This is a genomic window from Sivoneniella epilithica UHCC 1019 (assembly GCF_040830845.1).
GTDB lineage: Bacteria > Cyanobacteriota > Cyanobacteriia > Leptolyngbyales > Leptolyngbyaceae > ULC077BIN1.
In genome coordinates, this window is sequence record NZ_JBFPDP010000001.1 from 206,019 (window position 1) to 222,981 (window position 16,963).

Genomic DNA, 16,963 nt, shown 5'->3' on the forward strand with positions numbered 1-16,963 from the left:
AACTCTAGTCGCTTCTCAAAGCGGAGATCGGATCAAGCTGAGCCGCATTGCGAGCGGGAATGACTCCGGCGATTAACCCAACGGTCGTAGAGAGAGCCAGCCCAGCGGCGATCGCCCAGAGAGAGAGGACAAAGGGAAACCGAAAAAGTTGAGCGGCAGCAAAGGCTAATCCAATCCCTAAAGCGATTCCGATCGCGCCGCCAATGATTGATACGACAATTGCTTCGGTCAAAAACTGGCTAAGTACCGCACTATTGGTTGCTCCGACCGCTTTCCGGATGCCAATTTCACGGGTGCGCTCCACCACCGATACCAGCATGATGTTGGCAATCCCAATCCCGCCGACAATCAGAGAAATCCCTGCGATCGCTCCCACCATAACCGTAAACAATCCAACAATGTTGCCAAAGGCATTGATGATATCAATTTGATTACTTAGCCGAAAGTCATCGGGTTGAGGCGGGTAGATGTTATGCCGAATCCGTAGCAGATTGGTCACCTGAAATTGAGCCGCTTCTAGTTGAGCATCATCTTCAGCCTGAAGCCAAAACCCACTAATGGCAATGCCATTAATCGCGTTGTTCCCCACAATACGAGACGACATGTTGGTCAAGGGGATATACACGCGATCGTCCTGATCCTGTCCACCCACTGACCCTTTCGGCTCCATCACTCCAATTACGGTATAGCTACCGCCTTGAATGCGAATACTGGATCCTAAAGCACTGCGGCTCGATCCAAATAGGTCATCTCGGACTTTGCTACCCAAAACCGTCACGGGTTTAGCAGCATCTAAATCATCCTGGCTAAAAAACTGTCCCGTTTGAGGATGAATGTTCTTGACCTCTGGATAATTCAAATCGACTCCCAAAAGGCTGGTTGACGTGTTTTCCCCCGAATAAACCACTTGAGTAGGGCGCTGAAGATACGCAGTCACAGCTTTAGCAGCAGGAGCTTGGCTAGCCACTGCTTGGGCATCTTCCCACGTTAAGGTTGATGCCGAACCGCTTCCTTGACTAATGCCCCCCGATCGCGCGACTCCTGACAAGACCAGCATCACGTTCGACCCCAAGGCTTGAATTTGCTGCTCGGTTGCTTTTTGAACCCCTTGCCCGACTGACGTGACGGTAATTACGGAGGCGATGCCAATTACGACTCCCAACATAGTTAATGCGGTACGCAAACGGTTACTCCAGAGGGCGTTGAGCGCCATGGTCAACACTTCAAACGCAGGAACGGTCGTCGGGCGAATTCGAGCAGGCTGTACCATGTAATCCTTTTAACGTTGTCGTGAACCGCCGCCCATTCCTGGAAGCACCGAGGGTGTTCTTGATTGAGGACGCTCTCCTGAAGGAAAACTGAGCATGACGCGATCGCCCACTTGCAATCCAGACAGCACCACTGTTTTATCGGCGACACTAACTCCAGTTGTAATGGGGCGAAACTCCGAGCGGCGATTCGTGGAACGTTCGCGACGCGTCTCCGAAGGAGAATCCCCCTGGGAATCGCCTTTATCGCCCTTCTCTCCAGCCATTACCAACACTCCACTGACTCCTTCTTGCCGCACGATCGCCACGGTTGGGATCACCAATACATTATTCAACGTGCCAACTTTGAATTCTACATCCACACTCATTCCGGCTCGAAGCAACTTGGCAGGATCGGCAATAGAAGATTTCACTTCAAAACTGGTGACATTTTGCACAGTGGTAGATTGGGTCGCCAGTTGAATCACCCGTCCAGTGAAAGTTTTGCCAGGAAAGGCATCTACTTTAATCTCAACGGGCTGTCCTAATTTGATCTGGGCAATATTAGACTCTGCCACGTTTGCCATAATTTGATTGTTAGAAGCCAGAGACAAAATTGAAGAGGATGTGGCAGAAGAGACGGCACTTCCAGAAGTCGTTGGGGTGACAAAGGCTCCGGGATCAGCGAACTTTTTGGTGACAACGCCACTAAATGGCGCACGAATCACGGTGTCCTCAATCTGAGTTTGCACTGTTTGCAGGGAACCCTCAGCGGTGGTCACTTGGGCACGAGCTTGAGCAATCTCTTCAGGGCGAAACCCTGCCTGCTGGAGGGAAAGCGCTTGTTTATTCTGGGCAAGTTGGGAGATCGCGCTATCCCGATCCGCCGAGGAATTGTTTAGCTCTCGTTGCGAAATTGCTCCGGTATTAAATAATTGCTGATTCTGTTGAAAAGTCTGCTCTGTTCGCCGCAACAGGGTTTCACTATCTCGAACGCGAGCTTGAGCTTGGGCAATGTCTTGGGCGCGATTCCCGGCTAGCAGACGTTGGAGATTGGCTTGGGCTGATTCAACTTGCCCTCTCGCCTGGGTGAGTTGCCCTTGAAAATTAGAATCATCCATGTAGGCAAGAATTTGATCCTGCTCAACGCGATCGCCTTCTTTCACCAACAGTTCTTTCAGCTTTCCTGCCGTTTTGGGACTCACGTTCACCGAGCGTTCCGGCTGCACTGTCCCATTTGCTGCGATCGTCACGGGCAAAGTGACTTGTTCAACCGTCGAAGTTTTGCCGCGCCGTCTCCCTTCTCTCGGATTGGCAACAGTGACCTGGTTATAAAGTGCATAACTGCCGCTAGCGAATAGACCCAATATCAACAGAGTAATCAGCCACTTGGGTACTCTCAGTTTTTTTAGGTCTTTCATCAGTCTGATCCTTAAATGAGGTCAACAGCATTTTGACCGTGATTCTCCCTCTATCCGATAAGAAAAATACCTATGGCAGTACCAGGAAAAATCAAGACAACAACCATCCGTTATTTCTTATTTCTCAATGATCTTTGTGTCCCAACCGATTCATCCGTTGCTATATCTTCTAGAAAGAGAGGACAGAGTGCCACATAACGCATCTTTCCATTAGACTTTAGCGTCTAAGGAACGGTTCAGGTTCTAGGAATTCATTCGTAATTCTAAACAAAGCGGGTTAGCTGGACGCGGTAGCGATCTTTTTTAGTAATCATAACTTCGCCCACTTCAACTCGTCCCTTACCGCTCACTGCAATTAAGTCGCCTGATTTAATCCCATGACTGGCACTTGAGATGTCTTTCCAGTTAACCCGCACATCGCCCGCAGCGATCAGATCAGTCATTTTACTGCGAGACATGCCAAACCCTGCGGAAGCGATCGCATCTAATCGCATGGAGGCTTCCACGGTCACAAGTTCTTTCTTTTTGGGTTCCCGGATTTTGAGTTCGGTTAAATCTATCTGTCTAGTTTTCACCGGAACAGACCGTACCTGAGTCAAGCTTGCTGTGAGAAAATCGACCAGTTCTGGAACCGCGATCGCTTGTCCGCCTCTTTCTCCCAAAACAATGATATCGCCCACCTTATCTCGAACAATCCCTGTTCCCAATAAGGCACCTAAAAAATCTCGGTGAGTGGCGGGATCAAACAAAAAATTTCCAGCAATTTCTAGTGCTGCAAGTTCAACCTGAGTCGGATCGAGCGAAATGTCTGAGCGGGCAATCGCTAAACGCTGACGTTCTGCTTGAGGATATCCTCCCCAAGCAACAATATGAACTTCTGTTAGTTGGCTAAAAACCTTTTGAACCTCCGCTAATTCAGGAGGCGAGAGAAAATCAGTAGTAACCACTTCCCATGTTTTGATTGCCTGATCGGCTCGATCAATCACTCGCGCGATCGTTTCGCGGTTTTCAACATGCTTGAGCAGATCTTCCCGTGGCAACATGGTCATACAGCTATACAGCCGAAGCCTGACCGTTACTCTCAGCGGCAAGCAATTCTAAGCGCTCTTGCTGATCCTGAGAAATGCAGGTTTGGATCACTGTATCCACATCCCCTTCCAAAATTGGGGGAAGCGAAAAATTTTGATTTAATCGGTGATCCGTGACGCGACTGTCTTTATAGTTATAAGTGCGGATTTTTTCAGAACGTGAACCGGTGCCGACTTGCATTTTCCGAGCAGAACTCACTGCATCTTGCTGTTCTTGCAGTTTTAGTTCATACAGCTTTGCCCGCAAAATTTGCATAGCACGCTCCCGGTTTTGCAGTTGCGATCGCTCTTCCGTACATTTGATCCGAATGCCAGTTGGCTTATGCATTAAGTCAACAGCGGTTTCCACCTTGTTCACATTTTGTCCACCTGCACCACCCGATCTCATAGTGGACATTTCAATGTCTTTTGGATCGATGTGAACTTCTACATCATCTACTTCTGGCATTACTGCCACTGTTGCAGTTGAGGTGTGGACGCGACCTTGCGCCTCGGTGACCGGAACCCGCTGCACCCGATGAACTCCTGCCTCAAATTTAAGCTTGCTATAAACGCGATCGCCCTGAATCTCAAGAATGATTTCCTTAAAGCCTCCCATATCCGCAAGAGACTCACTCACTAGCTTGACCCGCCACCCTTGACCCTCGGCGTATTTCGAGTACATCCGTAACAAATCACCCGCCCAGATACTCGCTTCGTCTCCGCCCGTACCCGCCCGGATTTCCAACATGATGTTCTTATCATCATTGGGGTCAGTGGGTAACAGCAGCACCTTAAGACGACTTTCTAGCGAATTTAGCTTTTCCTCTAATTCTGCTGCTTCTAAAGATGCCATTTCCTGTAGCTCCAAATCGCCGCCCGACTCCTTTAAGATCTGTCGTGCTTCAGCGATCGCGGCTTGCGTATCTTTCCAAATTCCGTAGGTCGTAACAACTTCTTCTAACGAAGCACGAGTTTTTGCGACCTTCTGAAATTCAGTTGGATCTTTAGCAACGTCAGGATCTGCCAGTCGTCGAGTCAACTCGTTAAAAGTTTGTTCGACTGATTGCAGCTTATCAAGCAAGTAGGCTTCAGCCATAAACAGAGTTGCTCATCAAGGTGAGTAGATGTATGAACATTTGCTAAGCAGCCACGCAGTAAAAACTAGTAGACTGCTGTACTACCTAGACTAAGCTTTTTTATCGCTTTCAGCAGGGGTTTGTTCTGTATTGTCCACCATGCCATATTTACGCAAGAATCGCTCAACTCTCCCCTCGGTATCAATCAGTTTTTGAGTCCCTGTAAAGAAAGGATGATTGCCCGACCAAACATCTACGTTGAGTTCAGGCTTTGTAGACCCTACGGTCATAATGACTTCACCATTGCAATAGACTTTAGCTTCCGGATACCAAGTGGGATGAATATCTGATTTGGGCATAACTCGCTCGCTTTATAATCCTAACTACATCAATTCTAACGATTTAGTTTGACAACCAAATAACGTCATACACAAGATCTCGCATCCAAAACCCTAACGTTTTGAGAATTGAGGTGCCTTCCGAGCTTTCCGCAAACCATACTTCTTCCGTTCTTTCGCACGCGGATCGCGGGTTAGATATCCCTCAGTTTTCAAGGGTTTACGATTGTCTGGATCAAGCTGGCATAAGGCACGAGCCACACCTAAACGCACCGCATCTGCTTGTCCAGTCAAACCTCCACCATGAGCATTTACCAAAATGTCATACTCCCCTTCTAGTCCAAGGGTTTCTAAAGGAGCTTTGGTCGCTGACAGATATTCCGGATTGAACTGGAGATAAAGGTCACCAGGCTTCCCGTTAATCGTAAGTTGCCCATTTCCAGGAACTAGGCGCACTCGTGCAACTGCCGATTTGCGACGACCTGTTCCCATATATACAACCCGCCCTTCTGTAGCTTGCATTATGACTCTTCTCCTGGAATGGTATTAATTTCAAGAATTTCAGGTTTTTGAGCCTGATGGGGATGATCCGATCCCGCGTAGACATTGAGTTTGGTGAAAAGCTGCCGTCCTAAAGTATTTTTGGGCAACATTCCTTTGATGGCTTGCTCAATAATCCGTTCTGGAACACGAGCTTGCAATTTAGCAAATGTTTCCGTTTTCATGCCGCCTGGGCGACCGGAATGACGACGATAGAGCTTCTGAGTTCGCTTTTTACCCGTCACGCCAATCTTTTCAGCGTTGATAATGATGACAAAATCGCCAGTATCCATAAAGGGAGTGTAAGTTGGCTTATTTTTGCCGCGCAGTACTCTTGCAACTTCACTGGCAAGGCGACCTAGCCGCTGATCGGTTGCATCGATAACATACCATTTGCGTTCAAGAGTATCGACAGGAGGGAGATAGGTTTTGTTCATGGGGGTCACCTGTAAAAGAGGTAATAAAGAAGACTGCTTGTTAAGTGGCTAATCGCTAAGTGGCTATATTAGAAATTTCGGAGAGCGACGAAAATCCAAAAGATGGCTGGGCATCGAACCAGATTTCAGGAGGAAACGGAAACTCAGTATACCCTACTCGTAAAAGACATAAGCCTTGGGCAGGTGCTGAATATTTCACTTCTTCTCGCCGTTCCGCAGTCCATAAGGTTGTAAAACTACTAGGCGATCGCATTCCCTGACCAACCTGAACCAATAATCCGACTAATAACCGCATCATCCCGTACAAAAAACCACTTGCCTGCACCTCAATTGAAATAAAAGCACCTTGGCGATCGCATTTAGCGGCTTGAACATCGACCCAAGAGTGAGGACGTTTAGATCCGGCTCGATGAAATGCAGCTAAATGATGATGACCAATCAAAGGATCTAGAGCTTCTTGAATCCAAGTTTCATTGAGCGGCTCATGGTAATAATGCCAACAGAAAGGACGAACAAATAAATTTGGATGAGCATCGGTATAGAGCAAATAGCGATACCGCCGCCAAAGCGCTGAGAATCGAGCATGCCAATCATCAGACACTGCTGCCGAAGCTCGAATCAAAATATCTTTTGGCAATCGAGCATTTAAAATATTGGTCCACCGATGAGCTGGAATTGTGACGGGTGCATTAAAATGGGCAACTTGCGCGGCTGCATGTACCCCAGCATCCGTTCGCCCTGCACCGTGAATACGAACTGGGCAATTTAGGACGCTTTGCAACGCCAACTCAATTTCTTCCTGTATTGTGCGATGATTTGGCTGCCACTGCCACCCATGAAAATGCGTGCCCAAGTATTGAATAACTAGGGCAATGCGTTGAGTTGGCTGTAAATCAACAGAAATCATATTGCACACTTACAACAATCAGATCAACTCAATAAATGCCATTTCAGCATTGTCACCCCGGCGATGAACCGTTCGGATGATGCGGGTATATCCACCTTGGCGATCGCCATAGCGATCAGTAGCTTGCTCAAATAAAGCATGAACTAGCTGCTTGTCATAGATATAGCCAAGGGCTTGCCGTCTAGCAGTTAAGGAGCCATCTTTTGCCAACGTAATCATCCGTTCGGCTTCAGATCGAACCGCTTGGGCGCGAACTTTAGTTGTTTTAATTCGACCATTCCGAATGAGTTCAGTCGTTAGCGCTCTTAAAAGAGCCTTACGCTGATCAGCAGGTTTCCCCAGCAAAGGGACATTACAACGATGACGCATAGGACTATGAATGAATAACGATTACTACTCAGCTTGGATATTAATAAAAGATTCTTTGGAAAACTTCTATTAATGATTGTTTTTAGACGATTTTTCTTGAGGTAGGGTAATTCCTAAACGCTGTTGCAAGGCTTCAACGACCTCTTCGGCAGATTTTTGTCCAAAATTCTTAATCTCTAACAAATCTTCCTGAGTGTAATCAAGCAGATCTGCAACAGAATTAATTTGAGCGCGTTTTAAGCAGTTGTACGCACGCACCGAAAGCTGCAATTCCTCAATCGGAATCTGATTCGTTGGATCATTGTCTTCAGCATCATCCTTTTCGGTCGGCTCAAACGTGATCTCCTTTAATGGATTAAATAAGTCCACTAAAATGTTTGCCGCTTGACTTAGCGCTTCTTGGGGAGTCAGGCTACCGTTAGTCCAAACCTCCATGACCAGACGATCCTTTTCAACCGCTTCACCAATTCGTGCATCTTCGACTGAATAATTCACCTTGCGAACAGGCATGAATATCGAGTCGATTTGAAGAAAGTCTAGTGCAGCGGTTTCGTCCCGACTTTTATCAACACCTCGGTAGCCCTTCCCTTTCTCGACTCGGAATTCCATTTCTAGAACAGACCCCGGTGAAAGAGTTGCAATGTACTGGTCTGGATCGACTAGTTCTACATCAGAAGGAAGCTCAAACTGTTCGGCTGTAACAGTTGCGGGACCTTGAATAAACAGCCGCCCAATTTGAGGTTGAGAAGAATAAGTCTTGAGTACAACCTTCTTCATGTTTAGAAGGATATCAAGCACATCTTCTCGCACACCAGGAACGGTTGCAAACTCATGACTAACCCCTGCAATCCGCACAGCCGTGATTGCTGCTCCTTCAAGATTGGATAGCAACACACGCCGCAAAGCATTACCAAGAGTTGTGCCTTGTCCTCGCTCCAGCGGTTCAATTACAAATCGGCTAATCTGGCTATAATCCTTTTCAATCTTTGATTCAATGCATTCAACTTGAAAGTGTGCCACTGAGCGTCCTCTCCTTCTAAACTATGAAGGTTAATTCCTTTGTAAATCTTGGTTCACTGAAACCCGGCGTAATAACCAACCTCGTGAATAAACTTAAGCTAGTCTCATAAAACCTAACTGTTGAAAACAGCACGGCTAAACTCGACGGCGCTTGGGAGGACGGCAACCATTGTGAGGAATAGGCGTGACATCACGAATCAAAGTAATTTCTAACCCTGCCCCCTGAAGCGCTCTGATGGCAGTTTCACGCCCTGCACCAGGACCACTAACCATCACTTCAAGTTGGCGCATTCCTTGATCAGCCGCACGTCGGGCAGCATTTTCTGCTGCTGTCTGAGCCGCAAACGGAGTCCCTTTCTTAGCGCCTTTAAATCCACTAGAGCCTGCTGATGCCCAAGAGACTACCTCACCGTTAGGATCAGCGATCGTGACAATAGTGTTATTAAAAGTAGATTGAATGTAGGCAACACCGCTTGGAATGTTTTTCTTCTGTTTACGCGAACCAGTGCGTTTTTGTTGTCTTGGTGGCATTTCCTAATTCCTATGTCAACCTAACTAGTGAATACTTGTCATGCTGTTAGGGCAGTAACGATTTACATTCTGCCCAGAGTTGGCATTGTGAAGCTGTTTTTTGCAGGTGAGTTGATCGCACGAGCAGTAAAAAACCTTGAAAATTATTTCTTACTAGGTGCTTTTTTCTTACCGGCCACAGTACGACGACCACCTCGACGAGTTCGCGCATTGGTACGGGTTCTTTGTCCTCGGACTGGCAATCCTAAGCGATGACGGCGACCTCTGTAGGAACCAATGTCCATAAGACGCTTAATATTCATCGCCTCTAATCGGCGCAAGTCCCCTTCTATTTGATAGCTACCCTCAACCTCGGCTCTTAAAGCAGCAACTTCTGCATCACTCAAATCTTTAACGCGAGTGTCAGGGTTTACTCCAGTTACCTTTAAGACTGATTGAGAACGAGTAAGTCCAATCCCATAAATATAGGTAAGACCAATCTCTATTCGCTTGTCTCGAGGTAGGTCTACTCCGGCAATCCGTGCCACGCTATTCTCCCCTACTGATTAAACTAACCTTACTGAACTTAAACTCTCAACCTCATAGAGGCGAGATAAAACTATCAGCCTCTAACCTTGACGTTGCTTATGCTTCGGGTTAGGACAGATAACCATGACTCGCCCTTTACGACGAATGACACGACACTTCTCACAAATCTTACGAACTGATGCTCGAACTTTCATCTCTCTTAGCAGCGCTACAAACTCAATATATTAGCAAAATACTAGTGCAATTGTCAATTGATTTGCGTTTTATGTGCCGATTGTGCAACATGACGTTATTTTTTATTACGCAAACGGTAAGTGATTCGCCCCTTGGTTAGGTCGTAGGGAGTTAACTCTACTTTTACGCGATCGCCCGGTAGAATCTTGATGTAATTTCGCCGAATTTTTCCTGAAATATGGGCTAATACATTAAACCCATTGTCCAAATCAACACGAAACATCGCATTGGGAAGGGATTCGGTGACCGTGCCTTCCATTTCGATTAAATCTTGCTTCGACAATTGAACTCTCCTGCTTTAGTTAAGATAATGACTAATTAACATCTAAAAATTAGTCATTCCATCTTGAGTCTAGACTATCTAACAAAAACTCTCTTCAAAAGACAAGTGAAACGCCTAGTGGAGTTATTCCTGGCGAAATGCTTAAAAGGCTTTTCCAAGCATTATTCACCTTCACTTTTGATGAGATTCTTTAATTCTGCTGTAACGCCATCCATAAGTTGATTACCGTTCACAACAGCAAGTTTCTTACGGTTTAAATAAAAATCAATTAAAGGAGAAGTTTGCTCTCGATAGACCTTTAATCGATTAAGAATCACTTCCTCTGTATCATCCGTCCTTCCCCTCTCCAGCATCCGATGAGCTAGAACATTATCAGGAACCTCCAAGTTCACAACATAATCGCAGACTTGATCGATCTCATCCAGGAGGGAGTCTAAAAATTCTGCTTGAGCCACATTACGTGGAAACCCATCTAAGATCCAACCCGCTTGAGCATCAGAATTACTTAATCGCTCTTGAATCAGTGCAACTACCAGTTGATCAGGCACCAAATCACCATTAGCCATATATGACTTTGCTTGGAGACCTAAAGAAGTCTGATTGGCAACAGCGGCTCGGAGAATATCTCCTGTAGATATATGAGGGATTTTATAAAGATCCGCTATCAAATTTGCCTGAGTTCCTTTGCCTGCTCCAGGAGCACCTAGAAAGATTAATCGAGGCACTATTGGTTCACCATTCCTTCATAACGCTGGGAGATTACGTAAGTTTGAATTTGCTTTGCAGTATCAATTGCTACACCAACTACAATCAAAAGGGACGTTGCTCCAAAACCCTGAAACGTCGTCACGCGAGTTGCACTTTCAACTGCTGTTGGAACGATCGCAACTAAACCTAAAAAGATTGCACCTAGAAAGGTCAACCGATTTAACACACGCTCAATGTAATCACTAGTTGCTTTTCCTGGACGAATACCCGGAATGCTGGCTCCCATCTTTTTCAAATTCTGAGATAAATCGACAGGATTAATCGTCAATGATGTCCAGAAGTAACTAAAGAAAACGATGAGCAGAAGATAAAAAATCACATAGACCCAGGGAGCTTGCCCATTGGGACTTAAGTAGTTCGCAACCTGACCTAAAAAAGGGTTTTTAGTAAATTCAGCTAGGTAAATTGGTAAGAAAAGAATGGCAGAAGCAAAGATGATAGGCATTACACCGCTAGAGTTTAATCGAAGCGGTAAGTAGCTACTGCGCTCAAGATAGGTTTTGCGCCCCACTTGGCGGCGAGCCGAAATGATAGGAATGCGTCGGGTTCCTTCTTGAACAAAGACAATCCCTACGATCATGACTAGAAAAACAATAAGGAGCATAATTACGCCCCCCACTAAGCCGCGATCGCCGGTCTGTGCCAATTCCAAAGTTTGACCCAACGAACGGGGTAATCCAGAAACAATGCTAATAACAATTAATAAAGAAGCTCCATTACCAATGCCACGCTCAGTAATTAGCTCACCAATCCACATCACCAGCATAGAACCAGCCGTTAAAGCCAGCGCAGTAGACGCAATGAATGGAATTAATGCTGTAGGACTGATAGACACACCCGCTTGCGTTGCAAACGAAAACCCATTAGAAGTCCGCTGAGCAAGAATTAATTCTCCACCTACTCTTGCTGCACCGCTATTAATCACCCACCAAGCGAGTCCTATACTCTGGATAATTGCCCAACCCAGCGCTACATAGCGAGTAATTTGAGAAATCTTGCGCCGTCCAGCTTCTCCCTCATTCTTCTGAAGATTTTCTAAGGAAGGAAGCGCAGTCGTTAAAAGCTGCAAAATAATGGACGCATTAATATAAGGTAAAATGCCGAGCGCGAAAATACCAAGCGCAGATAACCCGCCCCCTGAAAAAATATCCAAGAAACTGACTACAGGGTTATTCTGAACGCTCTGTGCAAATGCAGCTCGGTCAATATCAGGAATGGGTAGAAAAATACCCAAGCGCACTAGGATCAACATCCCGATGGTCAGCAAGACACGCCCCCGCAATCCAGCCGCTTGCGCCATCTGAGAAAACGTTTCCTGTGCACTGGGTGCTTTGTCTCGGTTAACAACCATGGGAAAACTCTCCTAACACATACTTTCCGTAGCAGGTATGCCACTGCAATTCCAAAAGGAAATTACTAAGAAGCACATCAAAAATTTTTAAGATGAACTATTCATCACCTAGAATTTTGCAGGTTCCCTTTGCCGTCTCAATTTTAGCGCGAGCGGACTTTGTAAAGGCAGCAGCTTTCACCGTCAAAGCAACCGTTAGCTCTCCATCGCCCAATATTTTTAGCGGTCCATCATCAGTGGTTAGAATTCCAGATTCGAGCAAAGACTCCAAAGTCACTTCAGTATTTGCTGCAAGCACTGATAATGCACCCACGTTAATAATAGTAAAGTTTTTAGGATTTACTAGTGTAAAGTGCTTCAGCTTTGGTAGACGACGGTACAGAGGAGTTTGTCCACCTTCAAAACCAGGACGAGTTGGACGACCCGACCGAGACTTTTGACCCCGCATACCAAAGCCACAACTTGCACCTTGCCCAGCCGCAATTCCCCGACCAACACGACGGCGGCGGCGTTTGGAACCTGGCTGGGGCGCTATATCGTAAAGTCTCATGGTTAATACTCTCATTCAAGATCAAGTCATTAGAAATTTACTATTACTACTAAATCAGATGAAAGCTAATGTAACTAACTCTGATTAGGCGTATAAGTTCTCAATGGAAATACCTCTTTCCTCAGCAACTTCAGCAAATGTTCTCAAAGTGCCAAGCGCATCCACGGCTGCTCTTGCATTATTAAGAGGATTATCAGAACCAAGCTGCTTAGCCAAAATATTCTTAACGCCTGCTAGCTCAAGCACAGTTCTAACTGCGCCTCCGGCAATTACTCCGGTACCAGGAGCCGCAGGACGCATCATTACTTTTGCTCCTCCCCCCTGACCTGTGGTGGGATGAGGAATAGAATTATTTTTGGTTAAAGGAACTTCAACAAGATGCTTTTTACCATCTGCTACTCCTTTCTTAACGGCTCCAATTACATCCGCTGCTTTGCCAACTCCAACTCCAACTTGTCCACGTTCATTGCCAACAACAACGATCGCCCGAAAGCTGAGTTTTTTGCCACCTTTGACAACCTTCGTGACACGACGAATTTGGACAACTCGTTCTTGCCAATCGGTTTCCTTTTCGCGGCTTTTCGTATTCTTACGACCCTTCGCCATAATGATTATTCCTTAAAATTCCAGTCCGGCTTCACGGGCAGCCTCAGCCAAAGCTTTGACACGACCGTGATAAAGATTACCACCTCGATCAAATACTACTTGTTTGATTCCTTTTTCAAGGGAACGCTCAGCAATTAGTTTTCCAACCTGAGCCGAAGCACTACAGTTTGATCCTGTCTCTAGATCTTCCTTCAGATTTGAGTCTATTGTGGAAGCAGATGCTAGCGTATGATGCTGGGTATCATCAATTAGCTGAGCATAAATATGCTGGTTAGAGCGAAAAACAGCTAGCCGAGGACGCTCTGATGTTCCAAGTACTTTACGACGCACACGCGAATGGCGACGACGAGTTGACTCTCTGCGACTTGTTTTCATAATTACTTCTTACCTGCCTTACCCGCTTTACGCTTAACAACTTCTCCCGCATAGCGAATCCCCTTGCCTTTATAAGGTTCAGGAGGACGAACGGCGCGAATCCGCGCTGCTGTGTTGCCCACAATTTCTTTATCAATACCGCTAACTAGCACATTTGTAGTGCCTTCTACAGCAAATTGAATGCCGCTTGGGGGTTCTATTTGAACTGGATGACTGTATCCCATGTTAAGGGTCAAATTTTGACCTTGCACTTGTGCCCTGTATCCCACACCAATAATCTCTAGTCTGCGTTGAAAGCCTTGGGAGACACCTTCAACCATATTAGAAATTAGGGTTCGGCTAAGACCATGGCGCTGGCGTGCTGTGCGTGAATCATCACGCTGTTTAACGAGAACGGTCTCTCCTTCCTGCAAGATCTCAACCTCGGCGGGCAAGGTGCGAGATAATTCGCCTTTGGGACCCTTAACCGTGACAGACTGACCGTCGATCGCGACCGTCACTTTGCCGGGAATATTGATTGGACGCTTACCTATACGTGACATAACTGCCTACTCCTACTACTGCGATCGCTGAAACGATCTGATGATTTTATCCTCAAGGAAACTACCAAACGTAGCAGAGGACTTCACCACCTAAGCCCTGCCGACGGGCTTCACGGTCGGTCATAATACCGCTTGAAGTTGAAATGATGGCAATACCGATGCCACCTAAAACGCGAGGTAAATCATTTCGGTTTGAGTAAACTCGAAAACCTGGCTTACTGATTCGCTTTAAGGAATTGATGATGGGTCGTCTACTTTTGCCCTTGTACTTTAAGGAAAGAACTAAGTTCTTCTTAATCCCTTCGCCAGTTTCTTCATATTCAGTGATGAAACCTTCATCCTTGAGGACTTTGGCAATGTTGCGAGTCATCTTTGTGGATGGGACTTCGGTGGTTTGGTGACGTGCAAGATTCGCATTACGAATCCGCGTCAACATATCTGAAATCGTGTCGTTTACCGCCATAGTATTCCTTTGATAAACCTGCCTTAGTTGTCCCGGAAGGGCATACCAAACTCTTTTAACAAGGCTCGACCCTCCTCATCGGTGTTTGCTGTTGTGATGATGGAAATATCCATCCCACGAATTTGATCAATGCTGTCATACTCGATTTCTGGAAAGATAAGCTGCTCGCGAATTCCCAAAGTATAGTTCCCGCGCCCATCAAAACTTTTTGGGCTAATTCCTCTAAAATCTCGGATTCGAGGTAGAGCAAGATTAATAAACCGATCTAAAAATGCATACATCCGATCCGATCGGAGAGTAACCATAATACCGACTGGCATCCCCTGACGCAGTTTAAAACCGGCGATCGCTTTCTTAGCGCGAGTAACAACAGGCTTTTGCCCAGTAATGATCCCAATCTCAACCAATGATGCTTCCAAAGCTTTAGCATTTTGAGCCGCTTCGCCTAACCCACGGTTCAAGGTAACCTTGACCAATTTGGGAACCTGGTGAAGGTTTGTGTAACCAAACTGTTCGGTTAGCTTCGGAACAATTTCTTGCTGATAGCGAACTTTAATTTTCTGTGGCATATGAGTCAGTGTCCTTAAAATTCCTGGGCTTTGTCAGGAAGATAAATAAAGTTAATCAATGATTTCTCCAGTTTTTTTCAGCATTCGCACTTTGCGACCATCGGCATCAAAGCTATAGCAAATGCGACTAGCAACTTTTTGCTTTTCAGAGTAGATCATGACATTGGAACTGTGGATGGGTGCTTCACTGGTAACTATTTGCCCAGATTCGCCTTCTTGTTGAGGTTTCACATGCTTCGTCCGAAAGTTCACCCCTTTAACCAGAACTTTGCTTTCCTTTTGTAAGGTTTGCAAAATTTCTCCAATCTTTCCTTTATCCTTTCCAGAGATAACTTGAACCGTATCTCCTTTCTTAACATGCATTTTGTAGCGAACAACTGCTTTAGTCTTTGCCATTACAGCACCTCCGGAGCCAAAGAAACGATTTTAGTAAACTCCTTATCGCGCAGTTCACGCGCAACAGGACCAAAAACACGTGTTCCACGAGGGTTCTTATCTTTGTTGATTAGTACAGCAGCATTATCATCAAACCGAATACTCATACCATTATTACGACGTAAGGTATGACGGGTTCGAACAATTACTGCGGTTACCACATCGGATTTTTTGACCGCCATGTTAGGAATCGCGTCTTTGACCACCGCAACAACGATGTCACCAATACCTGCATACCGACGGCGACCCCCTAAAACGCGGATGCACATTAACTTACGGGCACCACTATTGTCTGCGACGTTGAGATAGGTTTGCGGCTGAATCATGAGTCACCTTCCTTTAAGCTTGAACGGATGTCGTTAAAACATCGATCACTTGCCACCGTTTGGTGCGGCTCAAGGGACGAGTTTCTTGAATACGGACGCGATCGCCAGTTTTACATTGGTTGCCTTCATCATGGGCTTTGTAGCGCTTAGTCCGAGCAACAATTTTTCCATATTTTGAGTGAGCAGAACGACTTTCAACTGCCACCACTACTGTTTTATCCATTTTGTCACTAACGACTAAACCAACTCTCTCTTTTACTGCCATCTCATCTACTCCGTCGAGGCTATAAAACTATTTGTAAATCGAACTCTGTCTATCACGAACTGCCTATTACTTAGGAAGATGCCTTTTGTAATTGACGTTGTCGTTCAACAGTCATCAATTGAGCCAGTCGGTGACGGGTATGTTTGAACTGATGAGATTTTTCGAGTCTACGAGTGCCTTTTTGAAAACGCAAGTCAAATAACAGCCTTTTTGTGGCTACGATCTGCTCATCCAGTTCCTCTGCACTTAAATCTTGAATTTCGCTGATTTTAGGTAATGACATCGTTATGACTCCTCCGCTTCACGAGTAATAAACTTTGTCTTAATGGGCAGCTTGTACTGAGCTAGTCGCATCGCTTCACGGGCTGTAGCTTCTGGAACTCCGGCAATTTCAAATAAAATCCGTCCAGGCTTGACAACCGCGACCCAATATTCCGGTGCCCCTTTACCAGAACCCATGCGAGTTTCTGCGGGACGCATGGTAATAGGTTTATCGGGAAAAATACGAATCCAGATTTTGCCGCCCCGACGGATATAGCGGGTCATGGCACGACGACTTGCCTCAATTTGACGGGAAGTAATCCAGGTCGGTTCTAGGGCTTGCAAACCAAACTCGCCAAAGTTTAGGTTGCTCCCACGAGTTGCCAGACCTTTCATGCGTCCGCGCTGCTGTTTACGAAATTTTGTTCTTCTTGGGCTTAACATGGCTCAC

Annotated in this window: 27 protein-coding genes; all 27 read right to left on the bottom strand. The window is 46.0% G+C overall.

Translation table 11 applies throughout. The features are described from left to right. Positions 1–4: 4 nt before the first annotated feature. The 27 genes from AB3R30_RS00975 to rplP all read right to left on the bottom strand — a co-directional run bounded on the left by AB3R30_RS00975 (position 5) and on the right by rplP (position 16,956). Positions 5–1,270, bottom strand: a complete 1,266-nt coding sequence (locus AB3R30_RS00975; protein ID WP_458647264.1) for an ABC transporter permease — start codon at positions 1,268–1,270, stop codon at positions 5–7. Positions 1,271–1,279: 9 nt separating this feature from the next. Next, complete coding sequence (locus AB3R30_RS00980; RefSeq protein WP_458647265.1) at positions 1,280–2,668, bottom strand: HlyD family secretion protein; 1,389 nt, start codon at positions 2,666–2,668, stop codon at positions 1,280–1,282. A gap of 263 nt (positions 2,669–2,931) precedes the next feature. Further along, complete coding sequence (locus AB3R30_RS00985; RefSeq protein ID WP_458647266.1) at positions 2,932–3,717, bottom strand: photosystem II S4 domain protein; 786 nt, start codon at positions 3,715–3,717, stop codon at positions 2,932–2,934. Between the two features lie 4 nt (positions 3,718–3,721). Then, entirely contained in the window at positions 3,722–4,834 is a 1,113-nt protein-coding gene (gene prfA / locus AB3R30_RS00990) for a peptide chain release factor 1 (protein ID WP_458647267.1), read from the bottom strand. Between the two features lie 90 nt (positions 4,835–4,924). After that, positions 4,925–5,173 (bottom strand): 50S ribosomal protein L31, encoded by a 249-nt coding sequence (rpmE, locus tag AB3R30_RS00995; protein ID WP_458647268.1) that lies wholly within the window; start codon positions 5,171–5,173, stop codon positions 4,925–4,927. 93 nt (positions 5,174–5,266) lie between these two features. Then, positions 5,267–5,674, bottom strand: coding sequence for a 30S ribosomal protein S9 (gene rpsI, locus AB3R30_RS01000; RefSeq protein ID WP_171573245.1), 408 nt, complete (start codon positions 5,672–5,674; stop codon positions 5,267–5,269). Next, positions 5,674–6,129, bottom strand: a complete 456-nt coding sequence (gene rplM / locus AB3R30_RS01005; RefSeq protein ID WP_458647269.1) for a 50S ribosomal protein L13 — start codon at positions 6,127–6,129, stop codon at positions 5,674–5,676. Before rplM ends, rpsI begins: the two co-directional genes overlap by 1 nt. Before the next feature lie 55 nt (positions 6,130–6,184). After that, positions 6,185–7,036, bottom strand: coding sequence for a tRNA pseudouridine(38-40) synthase TruA (gene truA / locus AB3R30_RS01010; protein WP_458647270.1), 852 nt, complete (start codon positions 7,034–7,036; stop codon positions 6,185–6,187). A gap of 18 nt (positions 7,037–7,054) precedes the next feature. Next, on the bottom strand, positions 7,055–7,405 hold the full coding sequence (rplQ, locus tag AB3R30_RS01015) for a 50S ribosomal protein L17 (RefSeq protein WP_458647271.1): 351 nt from the start codon (positions 7,403–7,405) through the stop codon (positions 7,055–7,057). Positions 7,406–7,474: 69 nt separating this feature from the next. Continuing rightward, positions 7,475–8,425 carry a DNA-directed RNA polymerase subunit alpha gene (locus AB3R30_RS01020; protein WP_458647272.1) on the bottom strand — a complete coding sequence of 317 codons (951 nt, stop codon included), beginning with the start codon at positions 8,423–8,425 and terminating at the stop codon, positions 7,475–7,477. Positions 8,426–8,560: 135 nt separating this feature from the next. Next, positions 8,561–8,956, bottom strand: coding sequence for a 30S ribosomal protein S11 (rpsK, locus tag AB3R30_RS01025; RefSeq protein WP_458647273.1), 396 nt, complete (start codon positions 8,954–8,956; stop codon positions 8,561–8,563). 143 nt (positions 8,957–9,099) lie between these two features. Continuing rightward, positions 9,100–9,483 (bottom strand): 30S ribosomal protein S13, encoded by a 384-nt coding sequence (gene rpsM, locus AB3R30_RS01030; protein WP_458647274.1) that lies wholly within the window; start codon positions 9,481–9,483, stop codon positions 9,100–9,102. An 81-nt stretch (positions 9,484–9,564) separates the two neighbouring features. Further along, positions 9,565–9,678, bottom strand: coding sequence for a 50S ribosomal protein L36 (gene rpmJ / locus AB3R30_RS01035; protein ID WP_171573238.1), 114 nt, complete (start codon positions 9,676–9,678; stop codon positions 9,565–9,567). A gap of 95 nt (positions 9,679–9,773) precedes the next feature. After that, positions 9,774–10,001 carry a translation initiation factor IF-1 gene (gene infA / locus AB3R30_RS01040; protein ID WP_009767978.1) on the bottom strand — a complete coding sequence of 76 codons (228 nt, stop codon included), beginning with the start codon at positions 9,999–10,001 and terminating at the stop codon, positions 9,774–9,776. 161 nt (positions 10,002–10,162) lie between these two features. Next, complete coding sequence (locus AB3R30_RS01045) at positions 10,163–10,726, bottom strand: adenylate kinase (protein ID WP_458647275.1); 564 nt, start codon at positions 10,724–10,726, stop codon at positions 10,163–10,165. Next, positions 10,726–12,120 (bottom strand): preprotein translocase subunit SecY, encoded by a 1,395-nt coding sequence (secY, locus tag AB3R30_RS01050; RefSeq protein ID WP_458647276.1) that lies wholly within the window; start codon positions 12,118–12,120, stop codon positions 10,726–10,728. The genes AB3R30_RS01045 and secY overlap by 1 nt, the downstream gene beginning before the upstream one ends. A gap of 97 nt (positions 12,121–12,217) precedes the next feature. Next, entirely contained in the window at positions 12,218–12,670 is a 453-nt protein-coding gene (rplO, locus tag AB3R30_RS01055; protein WP_458647277.1) for a 50S ribosomal protein L15, read from the bottom strand. Positions 12,671–12,754: 84 nt separating this feature from the next. After that, positions 12,755–13,276, bottom strand: a complete 522-nt coding sequence (rpsE, locus tag AB3R30_RS01060; protein ID WP_171573234.1) for a 30S ribosomal protein S5 — start codon at positions 13,274–13,276, stop codon at positions 12,755–12,757. Between the two features lie 12 nt (positions 13,277–13,288). After that, positions 13,289–13,651: a 50S ribosomal protein L18 gene (gene rplR / locus AB3R30_RS01065; protein ID WP_458647278.1), complete on the bottom strand. Its 363-nt coding sequence runs from the start codon at positions 13,649–13,651 to the stop codon at positions 13,289–13,291. Positions 13,652–13,653: 2 nt separating this feature from the next. Beyond that, complete coding sequence (rplF, locus tag AB3R30_RS01070; RefSeq protein WP_458647279.1) at positions 13,654–14,193, bottom strand: 50S ribosomal protein L6; 540 nt, start codon at positions 14,191–14,193, stop codon at positions 13,654–13,656. A gap of 61 nt (positions 14,194–14,254) precedes the next feature. Further along, positions 14,255–14,656, bottom strand: coding sequence for a 30S ribosomal protein S8 (gene rpsH / locus AB3R30_RS01075; protein WP_458647280.1), 402 nt, complete (start codon positions 14,654–14,656; stop codon positions 14,255–14,257). A gap of 23 nt (positions 14,657–14,679) precedes the next feature. Then, positions 14,680–15,225, bottom strand: coding sequence for a 50S ribosomal protein L5 (gene rplE, locus AB3R30_RS01080; RefSeq protein ID WP_458647281.1), 546 nt, complete (start codon positions 15,223–15,225; stop codon positions 14,680–14,682). Between the two features lie 51 nt (positions 15,226–15,276). Beyond that, positions 15,277–15,621, bottom strand: a complete 345-nt coding sequence (rplX, locus tag AB3R30_RS01085; RefSeq protein WP_458647282.1) for a 50S ribosomal protein L24 — start codon at positions 15,619–15,621, stop codon at positions 15,277–15,279. Next, positions 15,621–15,986 (bottom strand): 50S ribosomal protein L14, encoded by a 366-nt coding sequence (gene rplN / locus AB3R30_RS01090; RefSeq protein WP_458647283.1) that lies wholly within the window; start codon positions 15,984–15,986, stop codon positions 15,621–15,623. The genes rplX and rplN overlap by 1 nt, the downstream gene beginning before the upstream one ends. Positions 15,987–15,999: 13 nt before the next feature. Next, positions 16,000–16,251, bottom strand: coding sequence for a 30S ribosomal protein S17 (rpsQ, locus tag AB3R30_RS01095; protein ID WP_458647284.1), 252 nt, complete (start codon positions 16,249–16,251; stop codon positions 16,000–16,002). Between the two features lie 70 nt (positions 16,252–16,321). Continuing rightward, on the bottom strand, positions 16,322–16,534 hold the full coding sequence (gene rpmC, locus AB3R30_RS01100; protein WP_458647285.1) for a 50S ribosomal protein L29: 213 nt from the start codon (positions 16,532–16,534) through the stop codon (positions 16,322–16,324). A 2-nt stretch (positions 16,535–16,536) separates the two neighbouring features. Further along, positions 16,537–16,956, bottom strand: a complete 420-nt coding sequence (rplP, locus tag AB3R30_RS01105; RefSeq protein WP_458647286.1) for a 50S ribosomal protein L16 — start codon at positions 16,954–16,956, stop codon at positions 16,537–16,539. Positions 16,957–16,963: the final 7 nt, after the last annotated feature.